This window comes from Asaia sp. As-1742 (assembly GCF_011753235.1).
Classification (GTDB): domain Bacteria; phylum Pseudomonadota; class Alphaproteobacteria; order Acetobacterales; family Acetobacteraceae; genus Asaia; species Asaia bogorensis_B.
On record NZ_VWWA01000002.1, the window covers coordinates 249,563 to 264,266 of the forward strand.

Genomic DNA, 14,704 nt, shown 5'->3' on the forward strand with positions numbered 1-14,704 from the left:
CATGGCAAAGCGTGTCGCGGCGCTCATGAGGTCAGGAATGGGCTTTCGTAAGGCCTTGCACAGGGCATCCTGAGGGCCTGTCACGGATCAGCTGGACGATCGTGACAGGCCGGTTTTCATCAGGCTGAACGGATCAGCTTGTGATTGACGAATTCCTCGATCCCGTTGGAGGAAAGCTCGCGGCCATAGCCGGAATTTTTGACCCCGCCAAACGGCAGTTCCGGAGCGGTGCCCGTCACATCATTGATGAACACCATGCCGGTCTCAATGCGCTCGGCAAGCTTGCGACCACGCTCGACCGAAGCCGTATGAACGGAACCTCCCAGACCGAACGGAGAGTCATTGGCAAGCGCGATAGCGGCATCGTCATCGGCCACCGGGTAGACAATGGCGGCGGGACCAAAGATCTCTTCGTAGAAAATCGGGTTATCCTTGGTGACATGCGTCAGCAGGGCCGCCTGCATGAAAAAGCCCTCGCGGTCGAGCCTCTTGCCGCCGGTGACGAGCTTTGCCCCGTGATCCACTGCCTTTTCGACCTGGCTCAGTGCGAGCTTCATGGCGTTTTCGCTGCTCATCGGGCCGTGAGTGACGCCCTGTTCCAGCGGATCACCATAGCGGAATTCGGCCAAGGCGTCGGAGAGACGACGCACGAATTCGTCGGCCAATGATTCATGAACGATCATACGCTTGGCGGCGGTGCAAACCTGACCGTTATTGGACATGCGCCCTGCCACGGCACGGGGGATGACCTCATCGAGATTGGCATCGTCGAGCACGATGAACGGATCGGAGCCGCCGAGTTCGAGCGTGGTCTTTTTCAGGGCCTTGCCAGCCTGTGCGGCGACAGCACTGCCTGCACGCTCACTGCCGGTCAGGGCCACGCCACGCACTTCAGGGCGCGCAATCAGTTCTTCCGACACATCATTGTCGATGAACAGATTGGTCCAGGCTCCTTTGGGTGCCCCGGCTTCGAGGAACAGCGCCTCGAAGGCGAGGGCGCATTGCGGCACACCCGGTGCATGTTTGGCGAGCACGACATTGCCGGCCATCAGGTTGGGACCTGCCACGCGTGCAAGCTGGTAGTAAGGGAAGTTCCAGGGTTCAACGCAGTAGATGACACCCAGAGACTGGCTCAGAACCGTCGCACGACCTTCCGAGACAGGGATCTCACGCGGGGCTAGGAATTTCTCGGCGTTTTCGGCGTAATAGGCGAGGATCTTCGCAGAAAGTTCGGTCTCGGCGATGGCCTCAGGCAGAACCTTGCCCATTTCGATGGAAATCAGTCGGGCGTATTTTTCCTTGTTTTGCTCAAGGATCTGCGCCGCCTTGCTGATGATGGCCTTGCGCTCGGCAAAGCTGCGGTGACGCCAGTCACTTCTGTAGAATTCATGGGCAGCCTCGAGCTTTTCAAAGGCCTGTGCCTTGGTGTGAAGGTCGAACTCGCGCTCGGTTTTGCCTGTGGCGGGGTTGATCGTACGATAGGCGCTCATCGTTTTCTGCTCCCGTTTATCTGATGTCCGACGCATGGCCGAACCAAAGTCACGGTCCAACAAATGCCTGGAAAGGCGCATGGTTTCCCTCGATGGAGTAGCAATATCGGTCGGGCAACCCCTGAAACGCACGGTTTGGGCATGGAAGAGACACTCGCATAAAGGCCGTTGAATGCTGGCTTTCGCCTGGTTGAAACGGTAGGGTCGAGCCCGTCGAGGGTCTTGCGCGAGTGAGTGAAAAGGGAATGTCGGACGGGCTGGCTGATCCTGAAAGGATCGGGCACGAGGCGGCAGCTGTCCCCGCAACTGTGAGCGGTGAGCGCCCTGCCGGAACCACTGGGTGCAGGTCATCCGGGAAGGGGCAGGGGAGCGATGAACCGTGAGCCAGGAGACCTGCCCTTGTCATGTCTGACGGCCAGACCGGACGGGATGATCCGGTTGTTGCGGAGAGCCCTTCTCGTGAACGAGTTTACCCTGCCTTCTGACGTGCCGCGACGTGCACGAAATGCTGTCAGGCCTGCATTGAGTTCTCATCGGGGATCTTTGATCGGGCACAGAGGGAGCCAGAGATGAGCGCTGAAACCTTGCCGGTGTCTCCGCCGTCGCTGCGCTGGCGCATTTCCCTGCTGGGGATTGGTCTGCTTATGGCCAATATGGCGCTCTGGGTCTGGACCTTCGTGATGTTTCGCGATCGGCCCTTGCTGCTTGGCAATGCCCTGCTGGCTTATGGTTTTGGCCTGCGTCATGCTGTCGATGCCGATCATATCGCCTCGATTGACAACGTGACACGCAAGTTCATCCAGATGGGGCGTCAGCCGCTGCTGACAGGGTTCTGGTTTGCCATCGGCCATTCCCTGATTGTTGTGCTGGCGGCGCTGGGTACGGCGTTGCTGTCACAGGCGATGCAGGATCGTTTTGGCGCGTGGCGTGATATCGGTGGCATTGCCAGCACGCTTGTCTCGGCGGGCTTCCTGTTTGCCCTGGCCATCACGAATTTCATTGTCCTGCGCGGCGCCTGGCGCGCCTGGCGTCACATACGGGCAGGCGGGGCGATTGAGGAGGTCGACCCAGAAGCACTTCTGAACCGGGGCGGAGTGCTGTCGCGCCTTCTTTATCCGCTGTTCAGACTGGTCTCGCGCAGCTGGCATATGGTGCTGCTTGGCTTTCTGTTCGGCCTCGGCTTCGATACCGCGACAGAGGTTTCGCTTCTGGGGCTGTCTGCCTCGCAGGCGAGCCGGGGTGTTTCGGTTGCGGCGATCATGATCTTTCCTGCCCTGTTCGCTGCGGGCATGGCCCTTGTCGATACGGCAGATGGGGTTCTCATGCTTGGGGCCTATCGCTGGGCCTTTGTCGATCCGTTGCGCAAGCTGCGCTATAACATCATCATTACCCTGATCTCGGTGATCGTGGCTGTCGGGATTGGCAGTATCGAGACGCTTCGCCTGCTGGGTGACCAGATCGGTTTTGAAGGATGGTTCTGGGGCATGGTGGCCTCTGTCAGCGACAGTTTCAACCAGATCGGGTTTATCGTGATCGGGCTGTTCGTGCTGGCCTGGATGCTGTCCCTGATTTTCAGCCGGGTCGATGCACGGCGCAAAAACTGACGAAGAACTCATGGTCTCGCCACACCAGCAGCCGAGACCACAACCGGCCACGGGCGTTCCGTTCAGAAATGGGCGCCAATGCGCATCTGAAAGGCGCGACCAATAAGCGCCTCATAATAACGTCCTACGCTATAGATGCCTGCATCGCGTGGCAGGGCGTCGGTGATGTTGTTCACCACGAAGCTGGTTGAGAAATGCTCGGTTACGGCATAGTCGAGTGAGAGATTAAAATAGGCGAAGGCCGGGCGTTTGTTGCCCTCGAAGCGCGTGGTCGGTACCTGAAGGGCCACGAGGCTCGGGCCATACCAGATGGTCTGCCACTGGGCGTTGAAAGGGCCGCGTATCCACGTGGTGTTAAGCGTGAAATTGTCATTGGGCGCGGCGATATCACCCGAAAGCAGATAGGTGCTTCCGGCATAATTGCGCGTGCTCTTGACGTAATGCACGTAGTTGCCCCGAAGGTCGATTGCCCCCGAGCCCTCAGGCAGACCCAGACGGGAGAGGGGGGTGTTGTACTCTATCGTCGTCTGAAGGGCCTGGGTCTCGTAGCTGGCGATATTGTAATAGCCGGAGCGGAAAGAGGAAATCTGGCCAGATGAATCCCGGGTGAATGTCGAGCAGAAGCGATTATTCGGGTAGATGCCGGTGTCGTAACAAGCATTGAGCAGGTCATTGGCGCTCAGATAGGTGATGGCATCAGAAACCCTGACATCCACGAATGAGGCTTTGACATCGAACCCGCGTATGAAATGCGGCCTGAATTCAAGGCTGCCCGTATAGCTTTTGGAACGTTCATTGGAAAGATTCCGGTTCCCTCCGGCTGTACCTTCGACGCCGTAGGAATTGAAGTTCGAGACAAAATTCTGAGGCAGTCCGGCGCGTGCGCAATTGGCGGCTCGCAGGGCCGGGTTGGGGCCAGACGCAAGGCCTGTATCGGAACAGGGATCGACACCGTTCTGATAGGTTGAGGATTGAGGGGAGTAGAGTTCGCCGATGGCTGGATTGCGCACCGATACAGCGTAATTGCCGCTCAGACCGATATCACGTGTGGGCCACCAGGCCGCACCGGTCATATAGGTCCAGTAGGTGCCGGTGATACTGTTATAGGTTACGCGTCCATTGGCTGTCAGGGAGAGATGATAGGCACCCGGGAGGTGCATTGCCGGTGAGATCAGGGGGATATCGAGTTCGCCGAAGCCCTCATGCGTATGATAGGCGCCACCTGTATAAGGGATCGAAGCGCTGTTGCCGTAGGGGAGATAGCTGCCATCGCCCTGTTTCCAGCCAAGCAGATAGGCGCCGGGGTCAAAATGATAGGCCTCGCGCCGATGTTCGTAACCCAGATCCCACCGTATTGCCCCTGCTGGCAGGCTCGCCACGGTCGAGCTGATTTCGGCCTGCAGATCGCGTTGTGTGTTGCGGTTGGTCGAGCGTGACTCCGTTGTGACGTAGTCGCGCGCGGCCGGCGTCATCTGGTTGTAGCCAAACGGGTTGAGCGGGGCACATACCGCGCTGCGCGTGGCAATCGGAGCATTCTGGTAGCCGGGAGCACACTCGATTGTGCCGTCAGCGGCGGTGACAGCGTTCAACGCGTTGACCAGGTTGGGAATAACGAGCGACGGGGCCGTCGTGGCATTGGTATTGCGCGTATACTCGCCCTGCAGCTTCCAGTTGAACTGACGACTGAAGGCCCGGAAATCGCCATTCAGCCCGCCTTGAAAACGAAACATCTGCGATGTGGTGCGAAACAGGCCCTGATCGAGATCCTGATTGAGGCGGTTGAGATAGAATGTATCGGTTGGCAGGCCATTTTCAGCCAGAGCCTGCTTGATGGTGCTCTGTTCGGCACTTGTGAGGAACGGGTTGCTGGTGCTCAGGGCGTAAGCGCCAGTTGTGACACCGTATTGATAATAGCTGCTGCTATAGGGGCCGGCATTGTTTGCCGTCAGCGCATCGTTGAAAAGCGTGCTGCTCCATGTTCCCTGACCCACCTGGTTTTCTGCGCTGCCGCGCGCGTACCAGCCTTGCCAGCGGGCGTGGATGTGAGGGTCAAAATCGTAATGGCCAAGCAAGGTCAGGTTGAGCTTGTCGTTCGGCGTGACGATCTGGGTGTAGTTGCGCAGAGAGATACCATCACCCCCTACGGCCTGAGCGGTGTCACCCTTGAGCAAGATCCCCGCATTGAGCGGTACGAGCGACTGGCCGTTCTGGCTGAAGGTCAGGGGAATGCCATTCGCATTGGCGATGCCTGACGCAGCGAGCCCAGCCCAGGTCGCACCATAAGCGCCGCCATACACGGGAAAGTCGCCATAGGCGCCGGTCAGGGATGGCATACCGGTGAGTGATGCCTGAATGAAACGCAGGTCAGGGGCCAACACATAAGTGTAAGGAGATGTTTCACCCAGTGCTGGTCGGTGATAGGCGGCAGCATTGGCGCCGAACACATCCGGACGATCACTGGCGACGACACCGGCCTGATTGCGATATTCGACATCGAAAACCAGCCCTCCCTTGTCGTGATCGAAACCGGTCCCGGCCTTGAACGCAATCTTCTCGCTGGCGGCATCGAGTTGCTGTGTCCAGCCGCCCTGACCGTCAAGCGAAACACCCTTTTAGTGGTCATCGAGCGTATAGTTGATCACACCAGCCACGGCATCGGCACCATAAGCTGCGCCAGCACCGCCCAGACGGGTATCCACCGACTTGATGAGCGAAGTCGGCAACGTGCTCACGTCAACCTGTGAGCCTGATCCCACGCCATAGATCGAAGCCGTAGCCCCGCCACCCATGCGCATGCCATCAACAAGGGTGAGGGTACGCTGCGAGCCCAGATTGAGCAGGCTCACAAAGGATTGCCCGGCACCAAACATGTTCTGCGTGCCAAGTGACGAATTGTCAGGCACGCTGACGGCAGGGTTTTCGCGCAGAAGGGCAAGCCCGAGATCGGTATAGCCCCGGCGGCCAATCTGCTCGCCACTCAGTGACGACCCGGCCATGACATTGGTCAGACGCGATTGCGTCAGGCGCGTGCCAGTGACGAAGATCGTCTCTGCAGGTAGGACTTTCTGTTCTGCGTCCGCATTCAGCGCGTCGCGCTTTGATGGCACCGAATGTGGCAGATCATGTTTGTCGCTTGTCGATGGCGCAGGCTTGCGTGGCGGGTGCTGCAAAGGAGCCTGATTCCGCAGGGCACGGGATTTCCTCTGATCTTGAGAAGCTGCGTCGGATTGTTCGTTGGCTTTTTCGGACGCCAAAGCAGACAGAGGGACAAAGGCCATTGTGCCGGCAGTCAGGGTAAACAGGAGACGCAATGACCGTGTGGGGGTGAAAGCACGTGTCTTCACCCTTGCGGGAAATGGCATCAAGAACACCCCATCGTTTGCGTGCCGTTACCCGGCACATCATGTCCGTTCGTCTGTCGTCTCCTTGCGCTACACCATGCGGCACAAGTGCTTTCGCCGGAAGATTGTACAGTGTAACCGGGCGAAAGTCCCTTTCCCCTATTATCACTGTCTCCAAAACGCGAAGGTGTATTGCGGTAGAGCGCTGCAAACAGGGTGCCCTGTTGTACAATGGCAACAGGGTGTCACACGTGATGTCCATCTGATTGATATAATTGTTAAGTTTTCGGTTTATGAATGGCCACGTAGAGTCTGTTGCGAGGGCGATTGCCCTTCGAGGCGATCTTCATGAGGAGATGAAGTCATCCCCAAGACGGATACGAAAAGGAGGATGAGATCACTCCGGCGCAGCACCGTGATCTCGCAGGGGAGAAGCCTTTTGCTCAGGCATATTGCTTGTCAGTATCGTATGCCCCGTCGAGGAGGCGAGGTGATGCTTACTGGAACGGCAGATAGCGAAAGGTAACGTATACAGTATTGCCGAATGTGGTTGGATAGACCGAGCCGCCCTTGCCATCAGATCCGCGGAAGGCGAATTTGCGGATATAGGTATACTGCACGCCCCCCATCAGACTGCCATATGTGCCGTCGAGAAAATGCCACCAGCCACCGGTTGTCATGGAAGCAAGGGTTCGGGTTTGTGCCGTGCAAACTCCGAACTCGACTGAGCATCCGGCCAGGTTATGGTCGTTCACGCCATAGCCATATTGCATCCCGTCGGCGGCGATGTAGCGTCGTTTACTGCTCGCCTCAATGCCACCATAGACATACAGCAGAACCGAGGGGTCGGGATGGCCAATCAGCCCAAGCGCACCACGTATTTGCGGAATGGGCGACAGGCCACCCTGGCCATTGAATGTGACGTCTGGTAGCTGGGAGGCTCCGTATCGTCCGATACCCTGACCAGCAATGATGTTGCCGGTCAGTTGCAGATCCTTTGTAAACAAGGATGTAGTCAGACCGGCACCAATGCCGCCGCCGAATTTTGTATCCTTGTGACTATGGGTGTCATCAGGTGACTGGATGACTGAGCGGAACCACCTGCCAAGACCGAAAACCTCATAATGTCCCAGACTGGTATCGACAGCGCCCTTCACAATAAGGTCGGGAACCGGATTATCGCTATATTGAGCGCTCGGGTTGAGCAGAAGGCCACCAGCATTCTGATAGAATACACGTGGCCCCTGTGTGTAGCCCCTGAGGGCAGGAAGACGGCCACCAGAGGCAAGATCCGCTGAATAGGCGATTGTTGCCTGCGGGTCCTCTACCGATAGAGCCAGCCAGTATTTCTCTCCCCAGTTTTTGCCGATACGAATCTGGGGAACGCGGAGGAAGGTAATACCCGGGATCTGGTTATTGTCGGTCACAGCGGGTAATTGCTCGCTACGGGGCGTTACACCTTTTGCATAGTTGGTAGAAAGACTCCAAGCCTGCCCCATAAGCACGTGGAAACCCCAGTCTTTCTTCGAAAAAGTGAAGTAACCTTGCCGCAGTCTCGGGGTGTACCCGCTTATCTGTACGGAATTGGTGGTACCTGCCGCTCCGCCGAGATCGGACTCGATATAGGCCTGCAGGCGTATATCGTTGGTCGGATTGGCTTCTAGCAGGGTGGACAGACGTGTGAGCTGAGCTGAGAGGCGTTCCTCACTCAGCCCGTGATTCGGGCTGTTGGCGTAAGGGAAGTTGTTCCAGGCAGTCGCAGGACCGCTCGTAAGGTTTGAGTCGCGCCAGATATTCGACATGTCGATGAAGCCGCCAAGACGCACCGAGATATTGCCGATGCTGAAGATTGGCGGGAGATGATCAACAGATGTTTGTGTAATGGCGAGCGGGCTGGACGAACTCAGATCGATGGCGGAGCCGCGCCTTGTTGTTTCGTTTCTTGCCAGATCGCTCGATGCTGGTGTGGTATTTGCCTGAGCAGGATCCGACTGCCTGGTGTCCGCCTGTTCGGATCGGGTACCAGGTGCGCGAGCGAGATGCGGGTCGACAGGCGTGGAGAGGATAGGAGTGAAACGCTCTGATACGCGACGTGGGATGGTCGCGTCGGTCCTTGTCGACCTGCGGCTTTTGCCTGACGGCGTTGCTCGATTTTGATGACCCGGTTCTCGAGATCCCGGATCTGTGCCTTGATCAAGGCGAGTTCTTCGTCCTCTGGCGAGGCTATCGCCGGGAGAGGAAACAGGCTTGTACCCAGACTCGCCCCGAGCAAAGACAGTCTGAGGGTAAACCTTAAACGTTCGCTCACCGTGAGTGCGCCTTGATTATTTTTGTTATTGATCTTTTGGCCCGCCCAGGCGGATATGCATCATTATCAGAGAGGTAAGATTTACAATAATTATTTTTGATTTCAGAAAATATTATTATCCACAATCTGATTTTCGCGGGTGATGCGCTTCGATTGCCGGTTCAATGTTCGAGAAGGGACCGATAGGCCTCATTGCCGGAAATCACGTGTTCGATAAAATCACAACGGACAGCGATCTTTCGATCGGACCGAAGCAGTTCGTCGAGCGCTGCCTTGACCATTCGCGACCCAACGCCTCGTCCAGCGAGGTTCTTTGGGACGAAGCTGTGATCGAGTACAAGGAGACCGCCGGCGTGATGATAGGTGATATAGCTGGTTCCATCGGCTTCATGCCATTCGAAACGGTTGAGCGCCTCGTTATTGCTCAAGGCTGACAGGTTAGGCTGACCCTTGTTCTGTGTCTCTGTCATGAGTGGGCTCCACAAAGGTTGATCTTATGACCCCGATGCAGGTCCCATACCGTGAGGACCAGCATGATCGTGGTCAGGAACAGCACAAGATTGGTAAACTGTCCCAGCCAGGCCCCCAGCATCGCCGACAAGACGTAGGTCAGCCAGGAACACGCAGGCAGAGCCACTTCCTTCAGGGCGGGTCTTTTTCCATCCGGTTTCACGCGGCCGAGCCAGAGCAGAAGGTAGCGTCCAGTGAAAGCCTCGGAAAACTTGACGATGTTGTTTGTCACCACGATCGTCTGGAGCGACACCCCGCCGAATTTGGCCAGTGTCTCGCCCTGAATGCCCAGCGACAGCGCGACGAGAGGCAACTCGACCGGCAGGCGCAACCCTGGGGAAAGCCGGATGAAACTGACGATAAAGAGAATGGCGGCCATGATCAGGAGGCCCCAATAGGGCCAGCTGAGGAATTTCTTGATCAGGCTTGCCCCGATACAGCCGAGAAAAAACAGACCCACTGCCGTGCCGATCGATCCTGCATTCGACCAGTGATGCAGTGCCACAGCGCGGCCGAGCTGCACGGTATTACCCGTCATGATGCCGGGGTAGATACCGCCGACATCGATATAGGTCGTGACTTCCACCACAGCCACCACGAAGGTCAGGCAGAAGACGCGCCGCAGCAGGGTGGCAAGAGAATCCTCCTGCGCGGCCGGTGTGGATACTGTCACGTTTATGGTGGTCATGATGGCTGCCCGGGGGCGAACTCCGCACACAGGGCGGCGCCATGTTCATCCAGCCTTGGCGCACCGGGGCGTGTCAGCGGATCGTCATAGCCGCTGATCTTCACCGGGTTGCCCGGCATTTTGAGCCCCCCGGCATCAATCACCATGTTTCTGGCGGCTGTCTGTGGCAGAGCTGCGGCTTCTGCAACATTCAGCATCGGGCCAACCGGCACACCGGCCTTCTCGATAGCCTCAAGCCAGTAGGCCGCGTCGCGCTGTGTCAGAGCCCCCTCAATGGCCTCCTTGAGCGCATCGAGATTGTTCATGCGGTCGCTGTTGTTCAGAAAGCGCGGGTCCGTTGTGAGAGCCTCGATGCCAAGCGTCTGGCACAGGGCACCAAACAAATGGTTATTGCCGCAGCAGATCACGATATGGCTGTCGCGTGTGCGGTAGACATCGAACGGCGCCATGGATGGGTGGCGATTGCCGATACGTGGCCCGGCGGCACCCGTAGCCGACCATGTCATGAGCGCATGTTGCAGGAACGCGAACGTGCCGTCGAACATGGACACATCGACATGCGCCCCTTTGCCGGTGCGTTCCCTCGCGTAAAGCGCGCTGGCAATGCCGCAGAACATGAACGTGCCGCCACACAAATCAGAAAGCGACGTTCCGCCGACCCGCGTGGGAGGACCATCAGGAAACCCTGTCGCCTCCATCATGCCGCTCATGGCCTGCACAATCGTATCATAGGCCGGATAATGGGCGAGTGGACCGGTATGTCCAAACCCCGATGAGGAGGCATAGATCAGTCTGGGGTTGAGGGCCGAGAGTGTCTCATAGGAGAAGCCGAGACGGTCCATCACACCGGGGCGGTAGTTTTCGCACAGAATATCGGCGCGCTTGACCATCTCGAGGAAAATACCCCGATCATTCTCATCCTTGAGATTGAGAACGATGCTCTCCTTGCCGCGATTGACGAAGGAGAAATACAGCGAACGATCACCGACATAAGGCCCATAGGTGCGCGTATCGTCACCATGCCCCGGCGCTTCCACCTTGATCGTGCGGGCACCCAGATCGGTCAGGATGGTGGTGCCGAACGGGCCGTTCAGCACATGGGTCAGGTCGATGGCCAGCAGCCCCTCGAAAGGGCCGCTGGGGGGACGGGACGCCGTCACGGGTGCCTTTGCAGAACCTGCGACTGCATCCCCTGTGTTGCGTTGAACATTTTCAGCCATGGAGCTGCCTCACTTTGAACCGGCTTTGGGGTTGAGCTTGCTCAGATGGCCGCTTTCCGTACCGACATGCGGGTCGATGGAGGCTGTGATCATGGCAGGGCCACCGCAGGCCAGAGCGTTCTCCAGCGCAAGCGAGAGCGCCTCGTGATCGGTCACGTAGTATCCCTTGCCCCCAAAGGCTTCGATGATCTTCTCGTAATGACCATTGGCCTCCAGAACCGTTACACCCGGATCCGTGCCCCCGCTGCGGTTGATGTCATCGCCACGATAGATGCCGCCATTATTGAGCACGATCATCACAACGGGCAGACGGTACCGGCAGATTGTTTCTACCTCCATACCACTGAAGCCAAAAGCGCTGTCACCCTCTATTGCAACGACCGGCCTGCCGGTGGTGATGGCAGCGCCAATGGCATAACCCAGCCCGACGCCCATCGTTCCCCAGCTGCCAGGGTCCAGGCGGCGGCGCGGTTTGTCCATATCGATGACGTTGCGGGTAATATCGAGCGTGTTGGCCCCCTCGTTCACCAGTACGATGTCGCGCCCCTCCAGGCCCGTCTTGATGGTGCCAATCGCCGTGTAGAAGTTCATCGGCGTGGTCTTGTTGGCCAGACGTTCGGTCATCTTCTGGGTGTTGACGTCACGCTTGGCCGCAATCGCAGCCAGCCATTCTGCAGGCGCGCAGATCTTTTCCCGTTTCAGTGCGGCGGCCAAGGCCTGCACCGTCAGGCCAAGCTCACCGGCCAGCGGGGCGGCAATAGGGCGGTTGCTATCAAATTCCTCTGGGTTGATGTCGATCTGGATGAAGCGTGCGTCAGGCGACCATTGCGGCGGTTTGCCGTGGCCAAGCATCCAGTTGAGGCGTGCGCCCACCAGCACCACCACATCGGCCTGTCCCAGAACCAGCGAGCGCGCCGTGGCGGCAGAGGCAGGGTGGGTGTCGGGCAATAGCCCCTTGGCCATCGACATGGGCAGAAACGGGATGGAGGTGCTTTCAACGAGATCTCGTATGGCCCCCTCGGCTTGGGCATAGGCTGCGCCCTTGCCGAGCACGATCAGGGGCTTGCCTGCCTGTTTCAGAAGCGAAACCGCACGGGCGATCGCATCGGGGCAGGGTGGCAGGGCCGATTCCGGAGCGACAACCGTGATCAGGGAGTCCTGACCCGTTTCTGAATCGAGCGTCTCGCTCAGGACGGCAGCAGGCAGGTCGAGATAGACACCACCCGGTTTTCCTGAAAGCGCAGCGCGTATCGCGCGCGCTACCCCAATGCCGATATCGGCCGCACGGTTGACGCGATAGGCGGCCTTGGCGAAGGGGCGGGCGGCGGCAAGCTGATCGAGCTCCTCGTAATCACCCTGCTGCAGGTCGACGATAGCGCGATCGCTGGACCCGCTGATGAGGATCATTGGATAGCCATTGGTCGTGGCATTGGCGAGGGCAGGAAGGGCATTGAGAAAGCCGGGGGCCGACGTCGTCAGGCAGAGCCCCGGCTTGCGGGTGAGATAGCCCGAGATCGATGCGGCGTGCGCGGCGGGCTGCTCATGTCGGAAACTGATGAAGCGCATCCCCTTCTCCTGGGCGAGGCGCGCAAGATCAGTGATGGGGATGCCAACAACGCCGTAGAGCGTGTTCAGACCGTTGCGCTGCAGGGCTTCAATGACAAGGTGAAAGCCGTCCGTGCTGGATGCGAGGGGGGATTGTGCGGGTGCCGATGCGTTGGCGGCCAAGGGGGCGTCTGCCATGACTCACTCCTTTTCCCTGCGCCGGCCCGAAAAGCAACGGCGCAGAAAGGGCTTGCTATTCTTTGAGGGGAGACAGGACCGGAATGTCTTTCTCAGGACATTCCGGTAAGTTTGTCAGGCGCAGACGATCTTTTTCGAGCGTAGATCGGCAATCTGGTCTGCCGAATAACCGAACTCGGCAAGGATCTCATCCGTATGCTGCCCCAGCAGCGGGGCAGCGGTAATCTCCGGGGTGAAGTCGCTGAACTTGATCGGATTGATCGTCAGGAACGATCCACGCACCGGCTGCTCGACCTCGACAATCGTGCCAGCGTCACGCAGGTCCTTGGACTCGGCAATTTCCTTCATCGACAGCACCGGCGCGCAGGGCACACGGAATTTCGAGAGATGGGCTACGGCCTGGTATTTATCCTTGTCGGCAAGCGAGGCCTCAATGGCAGCGAAGATCTCGAACATGTGGGTCTCACGTGCCTTGGTCGTGCAATAATGGGGGTCGGTAGCCCATTCAGGCTTGCCGATGGCCTCGCATGTCGGCCCCCAGTTCTGCTCCTGCACGGTGCAGTAGATATACGCGTTCTCGTCCGTCTCCCAGCCCTTGCATTTCAGGATCCAGCCTGGCTGGCCGCCACCGCCTGCATTGGCACCACGCGGCACGGTGTCGCCAAATTTTCCGTCCGGGTATTGCGGGTATTCTTCCAGATAGCCCACACGCTCCAGACGCTGCTGGTCACGCAGCTTGACTCGGCACAGATTCAGTACGGAATCCTGCATCGAAACGCTGATTTTCTGGCCTTTTCCGCTGCGCTCGCGGGCAAACAGGGCCGTCAGAACACCGATCAGCAGGTGATTGCCTGTGTTGCTGTCACCGAGAGCCGCGGCTGAAATGAGCGGGCCATTCGAATTACCGGGGGCCTGACCATCGACATGCGGCGCACCGTTCCAGTAACCCGTGGTCGAGGCCGAACCACCGGCGCATTGTGCGACGTTTTCATAGGCGCTGATATGCGACCAGGGAGAGGCGTCGCCAAAGCCCTTCACAGTGCCGTAAATCAGGCGAGGGTTGAGCTGATGGAGAACGTCCCAGCCAAAACCCATGCGATCCATGGCGCCAGGGCGGAAATTCTCAAGCAAAATATCGGCCCATTTGAGAAGCTTTTCGAAAACCTCACGTCCTTCGGGGGTTTTCGTGTTGAGCTCGATCGAGCGCTTGTTGCTGTTCAGCATGGTGAAATAGAGCGCGTCGGCATTCGGGATGTCGCGCAGCTGACGGCGGGTCACGTCACCCACGCCGGTCCGCTCAACCTTGATGACATCGGCACCGTACCAGGCCAGAAGCTGGGCAGCAGAAGGGACCGATTGCACACCGCCGAAATCGATGACCTTGATTCCGGCAAGCGGCTTTGTGTTGTCTTGTGCAGTGCTCATGAGGGCAACTCCGTTGTGGTTATTCTTGTCGTTTTTCGGGAAGCGCTTTTCGAACGAATATGTCCAATATGGGCGAGGAGCGGCTGGTGTGAAGCATATTCGCTCGGTAAATCATCACAATAAAACTTGATTAATATTTTTGATTTCTTTTGAAACTTTGCTGGTTCTGTTAAATTTGATCGGCCTATTTATGAATACTGATGTCGCCTTCAATAATGTGCTGAAGGATTGATGTGCCTCAATGACGGTTTTCCGTGCCCGGATTAGCTCTCGTTAACCTGAGCAAGAGGGATGGTTGCCTTGTTCCTCTTCACAGGCAGGATATTTCCCGAGCCATGCGGTCATCCGGATCAGTCTGGCCGGAAGAGAGAATGA

10 protein-coding genes and 1 riboswitch are annotated in these 14,704 nt (G+C 58.0%); of the genes, 1 reads left to right on the forward strand and 9 read right to left on the reverse strand.

The window, feature by feature from the left end; translation table 11 throughout:
* Nucleotides 1–119: 119 nt before the first annotated feature.
* Nucleotides 120–1,490: an NAD-dependent succinate-semialdehyde dehydrogenase gene (locus F3J08_RS03835; protein WP_166928498.1), complete on the reverse strand. Its 1,371-nt coding sequence runs from the start codon at nucleotides 1,488–1,490 to the stop codon at nucleotides 120–122.
* Between the two features lie 200 nt (nucleotides 1,491–1,690).
* Nucleotides 1,691–1,906: riboswitch (cobalamin riboswitch) on the forward strand.
* A 153-nt stretch (nucleotides 1,907–2,059) separates the two neighbouring features.
* Here F3J08_RS03835 and F3J08_RS03840 point away from each other — a divergent pair.
* Complete coding sequence (locus tag F3J08_RS03840) at nucleotides 2,060–3,094, forward strand: HoxN/HupN/NixA family nickel/cobalt transporter (RefSeq protein WP_166928499.1); 1,035 nt, start codon at nucleotides 2,060–2,062, stop codon at nucleotides 3,092–3,094.
* 62 nt (nucleotides 3,095–3,156) lie between these two features.
* Here F3J08_RS03840 and F3J08_RS03845 read toward each other — a convergent pair whose 3' ends face one another.
* The 8 genes from F3J08_RS03845 to frc all read right to left on the reverse strand — a co-directional run bounded on the left by F3J08_RS03845 (nucleotide 3,157) and on the right by frc (nucleotide 14,329).
* The gene (locus F3J08_RS03845; RefSeq protein WP_370458659.1) at nucleotides 3,157–5,538 is read right to left on the reverse strand and encodes a TonB-dependent receptor domain-containing protein; all 2,382 of its coding nucleotides are present in this window, start codon (nucleotides 5,536–5,538) and stop codon (nucleotides 3,157–3,159) included.
* Nucleotides 5,539–5,706: 168 nt separating this feature from the next.
* Nucleotides 5,707–6,456, reverse strand: a complete 750-nt coding sequence (locus F3J08_RS17110) for a TonB-dependent receptor plug domain-containing protein (protein WP_240149143.1) — start codon at nucleotides 6,454–6,456, stop codon at nucleotides 5,707–5,709.
* A gap of 476 nt (nucleotides 6,457–6,932) precedes the next feature.
* A complete protein-coding gene (locus tag F3J08_RS03850; protein WP_240149116.1) occupies nucleotides 6,933–8,237 on the reverse strand; it encodes a hypothetical protein in 1,305 nt (434 codons plus the stop codon).
* A 667-nt stretch (nucleotides 8,238–8,904) separates the two neighbouring features.
* A complete protein-coding gene (locus F3J08_RS03855; protein WP_166928500.1) occupies nucleotides 8,905–9,213 on the reverse strand; it encodes a GNAT family N-acetyltransferase in 309 nt (102 codons plus the stop codon).
* Nucleotides 9,210–9,941, reverse strand: coding sequence for a YoaK family protein (locus F3J08_RS03860; RefSeq protein ID WP_166928501.1), 732 nt, complete (start codon nucleotides 9,939–9,941; stop codon nucleotides 9,210–9,212). The genes F3J08_RS03855 and F3J08_RS03860 overlap by 4 nt, the downstream gene beginning before the upstream one ends.
* Entirely contained in the window at nucleotides 9,938–11,161 is a 1,224-nt protein-coding gene (gene yfdE / locus F3J08_RS03865) for a CoA:oxalate CoA-transferase (RefSeq protein ID WP_166928502.1), read from the reverse strand. Before yfdE ends, F3J08_RS03860 begins: the two co-directional genes overlap by 4 nt.
* A gap of 9 nt (nucleotides 11,162–11,170) precedes the next feature.
* Entirely contained in the window at nucleotides 11,171–12,904 is a 1,734-nt protein-coding gene (gene oxc, locus F3J08_RS03870) for an oxalyl-CoA decarboxylase (protein ID WP_166928503.1), read from the reverse strand.
* A gap of 114 nt (nucleotides 12,905–13,018) precedes the next feature.
* A complete protein-coding gene (gene frc, locus F3J08_RS03875) occupies nucleotides 13,019–14,329 on the reverse strand; it encodes a formyl-CoA transferase (RefSeq protein ID WP_166928504.1) in 1,311 nt (436 codons plus the stop codon).
* Nucleotides 14,330–14,704 lie beyond the last annotated feature (375 nt).

Excerpts from the sequence above, each read along its gene's own strand:
- F3J08_RS03840 (WP_166928499.1), top strand. The coding sequence starts at position 2,060 with ATGAGCGCTGAAACCTTGCCGGTGTCTCCGCCGTCGCTGCGCTGGCGC.
- yfdE (WP_166928502.1), bottom strand. The coding sequence starts at position 11,161 with ATGGCTGAAAATGTTCAACGCAACACAGGGGATGCAGTCGCAGGTTCT.
- frc (WP_166928504.1), bottom strand. The coding sequence starts at position 14,329 with ATGAGCACTGCACAAGACAACACAAAGCCGCTTGCCGGAATCAAGGTC.
- F3J08_RS03855 (WP_166928500.1), bottom strand. The coding sequence starts at position 9,213 with ATGACAGAGACACAGAACAAGGGTCAGCCTAACCTGTCAGCCTTGAGC.
- oxc (WP_166928503.1), bottom strand. The coding sequence starts at position 12,904 with ATGGCAGACGCCCCCTTGGCCGCCAACGCATCGGCACCCGCACAATCC.
- F3J08_RS03850 (WP_240149116.1), bottom strand. The coding sequence starts at position 8,237 with ATGTCGAATATCTGGCGCGACTCAAACCTTACGAGCGGTCCTGCGACT.
- F3J08_RS03835 (WP_166928498.1), bottom strand. The coding sequence starts at position 1,490 with ATGAGCGCCTATCGTACGATCAACCCCGCCACAGGCAAAACCGAGCGC.
- F3J08_RS03860 (WP_166928501.1), bottom strand. The coding sequence starts at position 9,941 with ATGACCACCATAAACGTGACAGTATCCACACCGGCCGCGCAGGAGGAT.
- F3J08_RS17110 (WP_240149143.1), bottom strand. The coding sequence starts at position 6,456 with ATGCCATTTCCCGCAAGGGTGAAGACACGTGCTTTCACCCCCACACGG.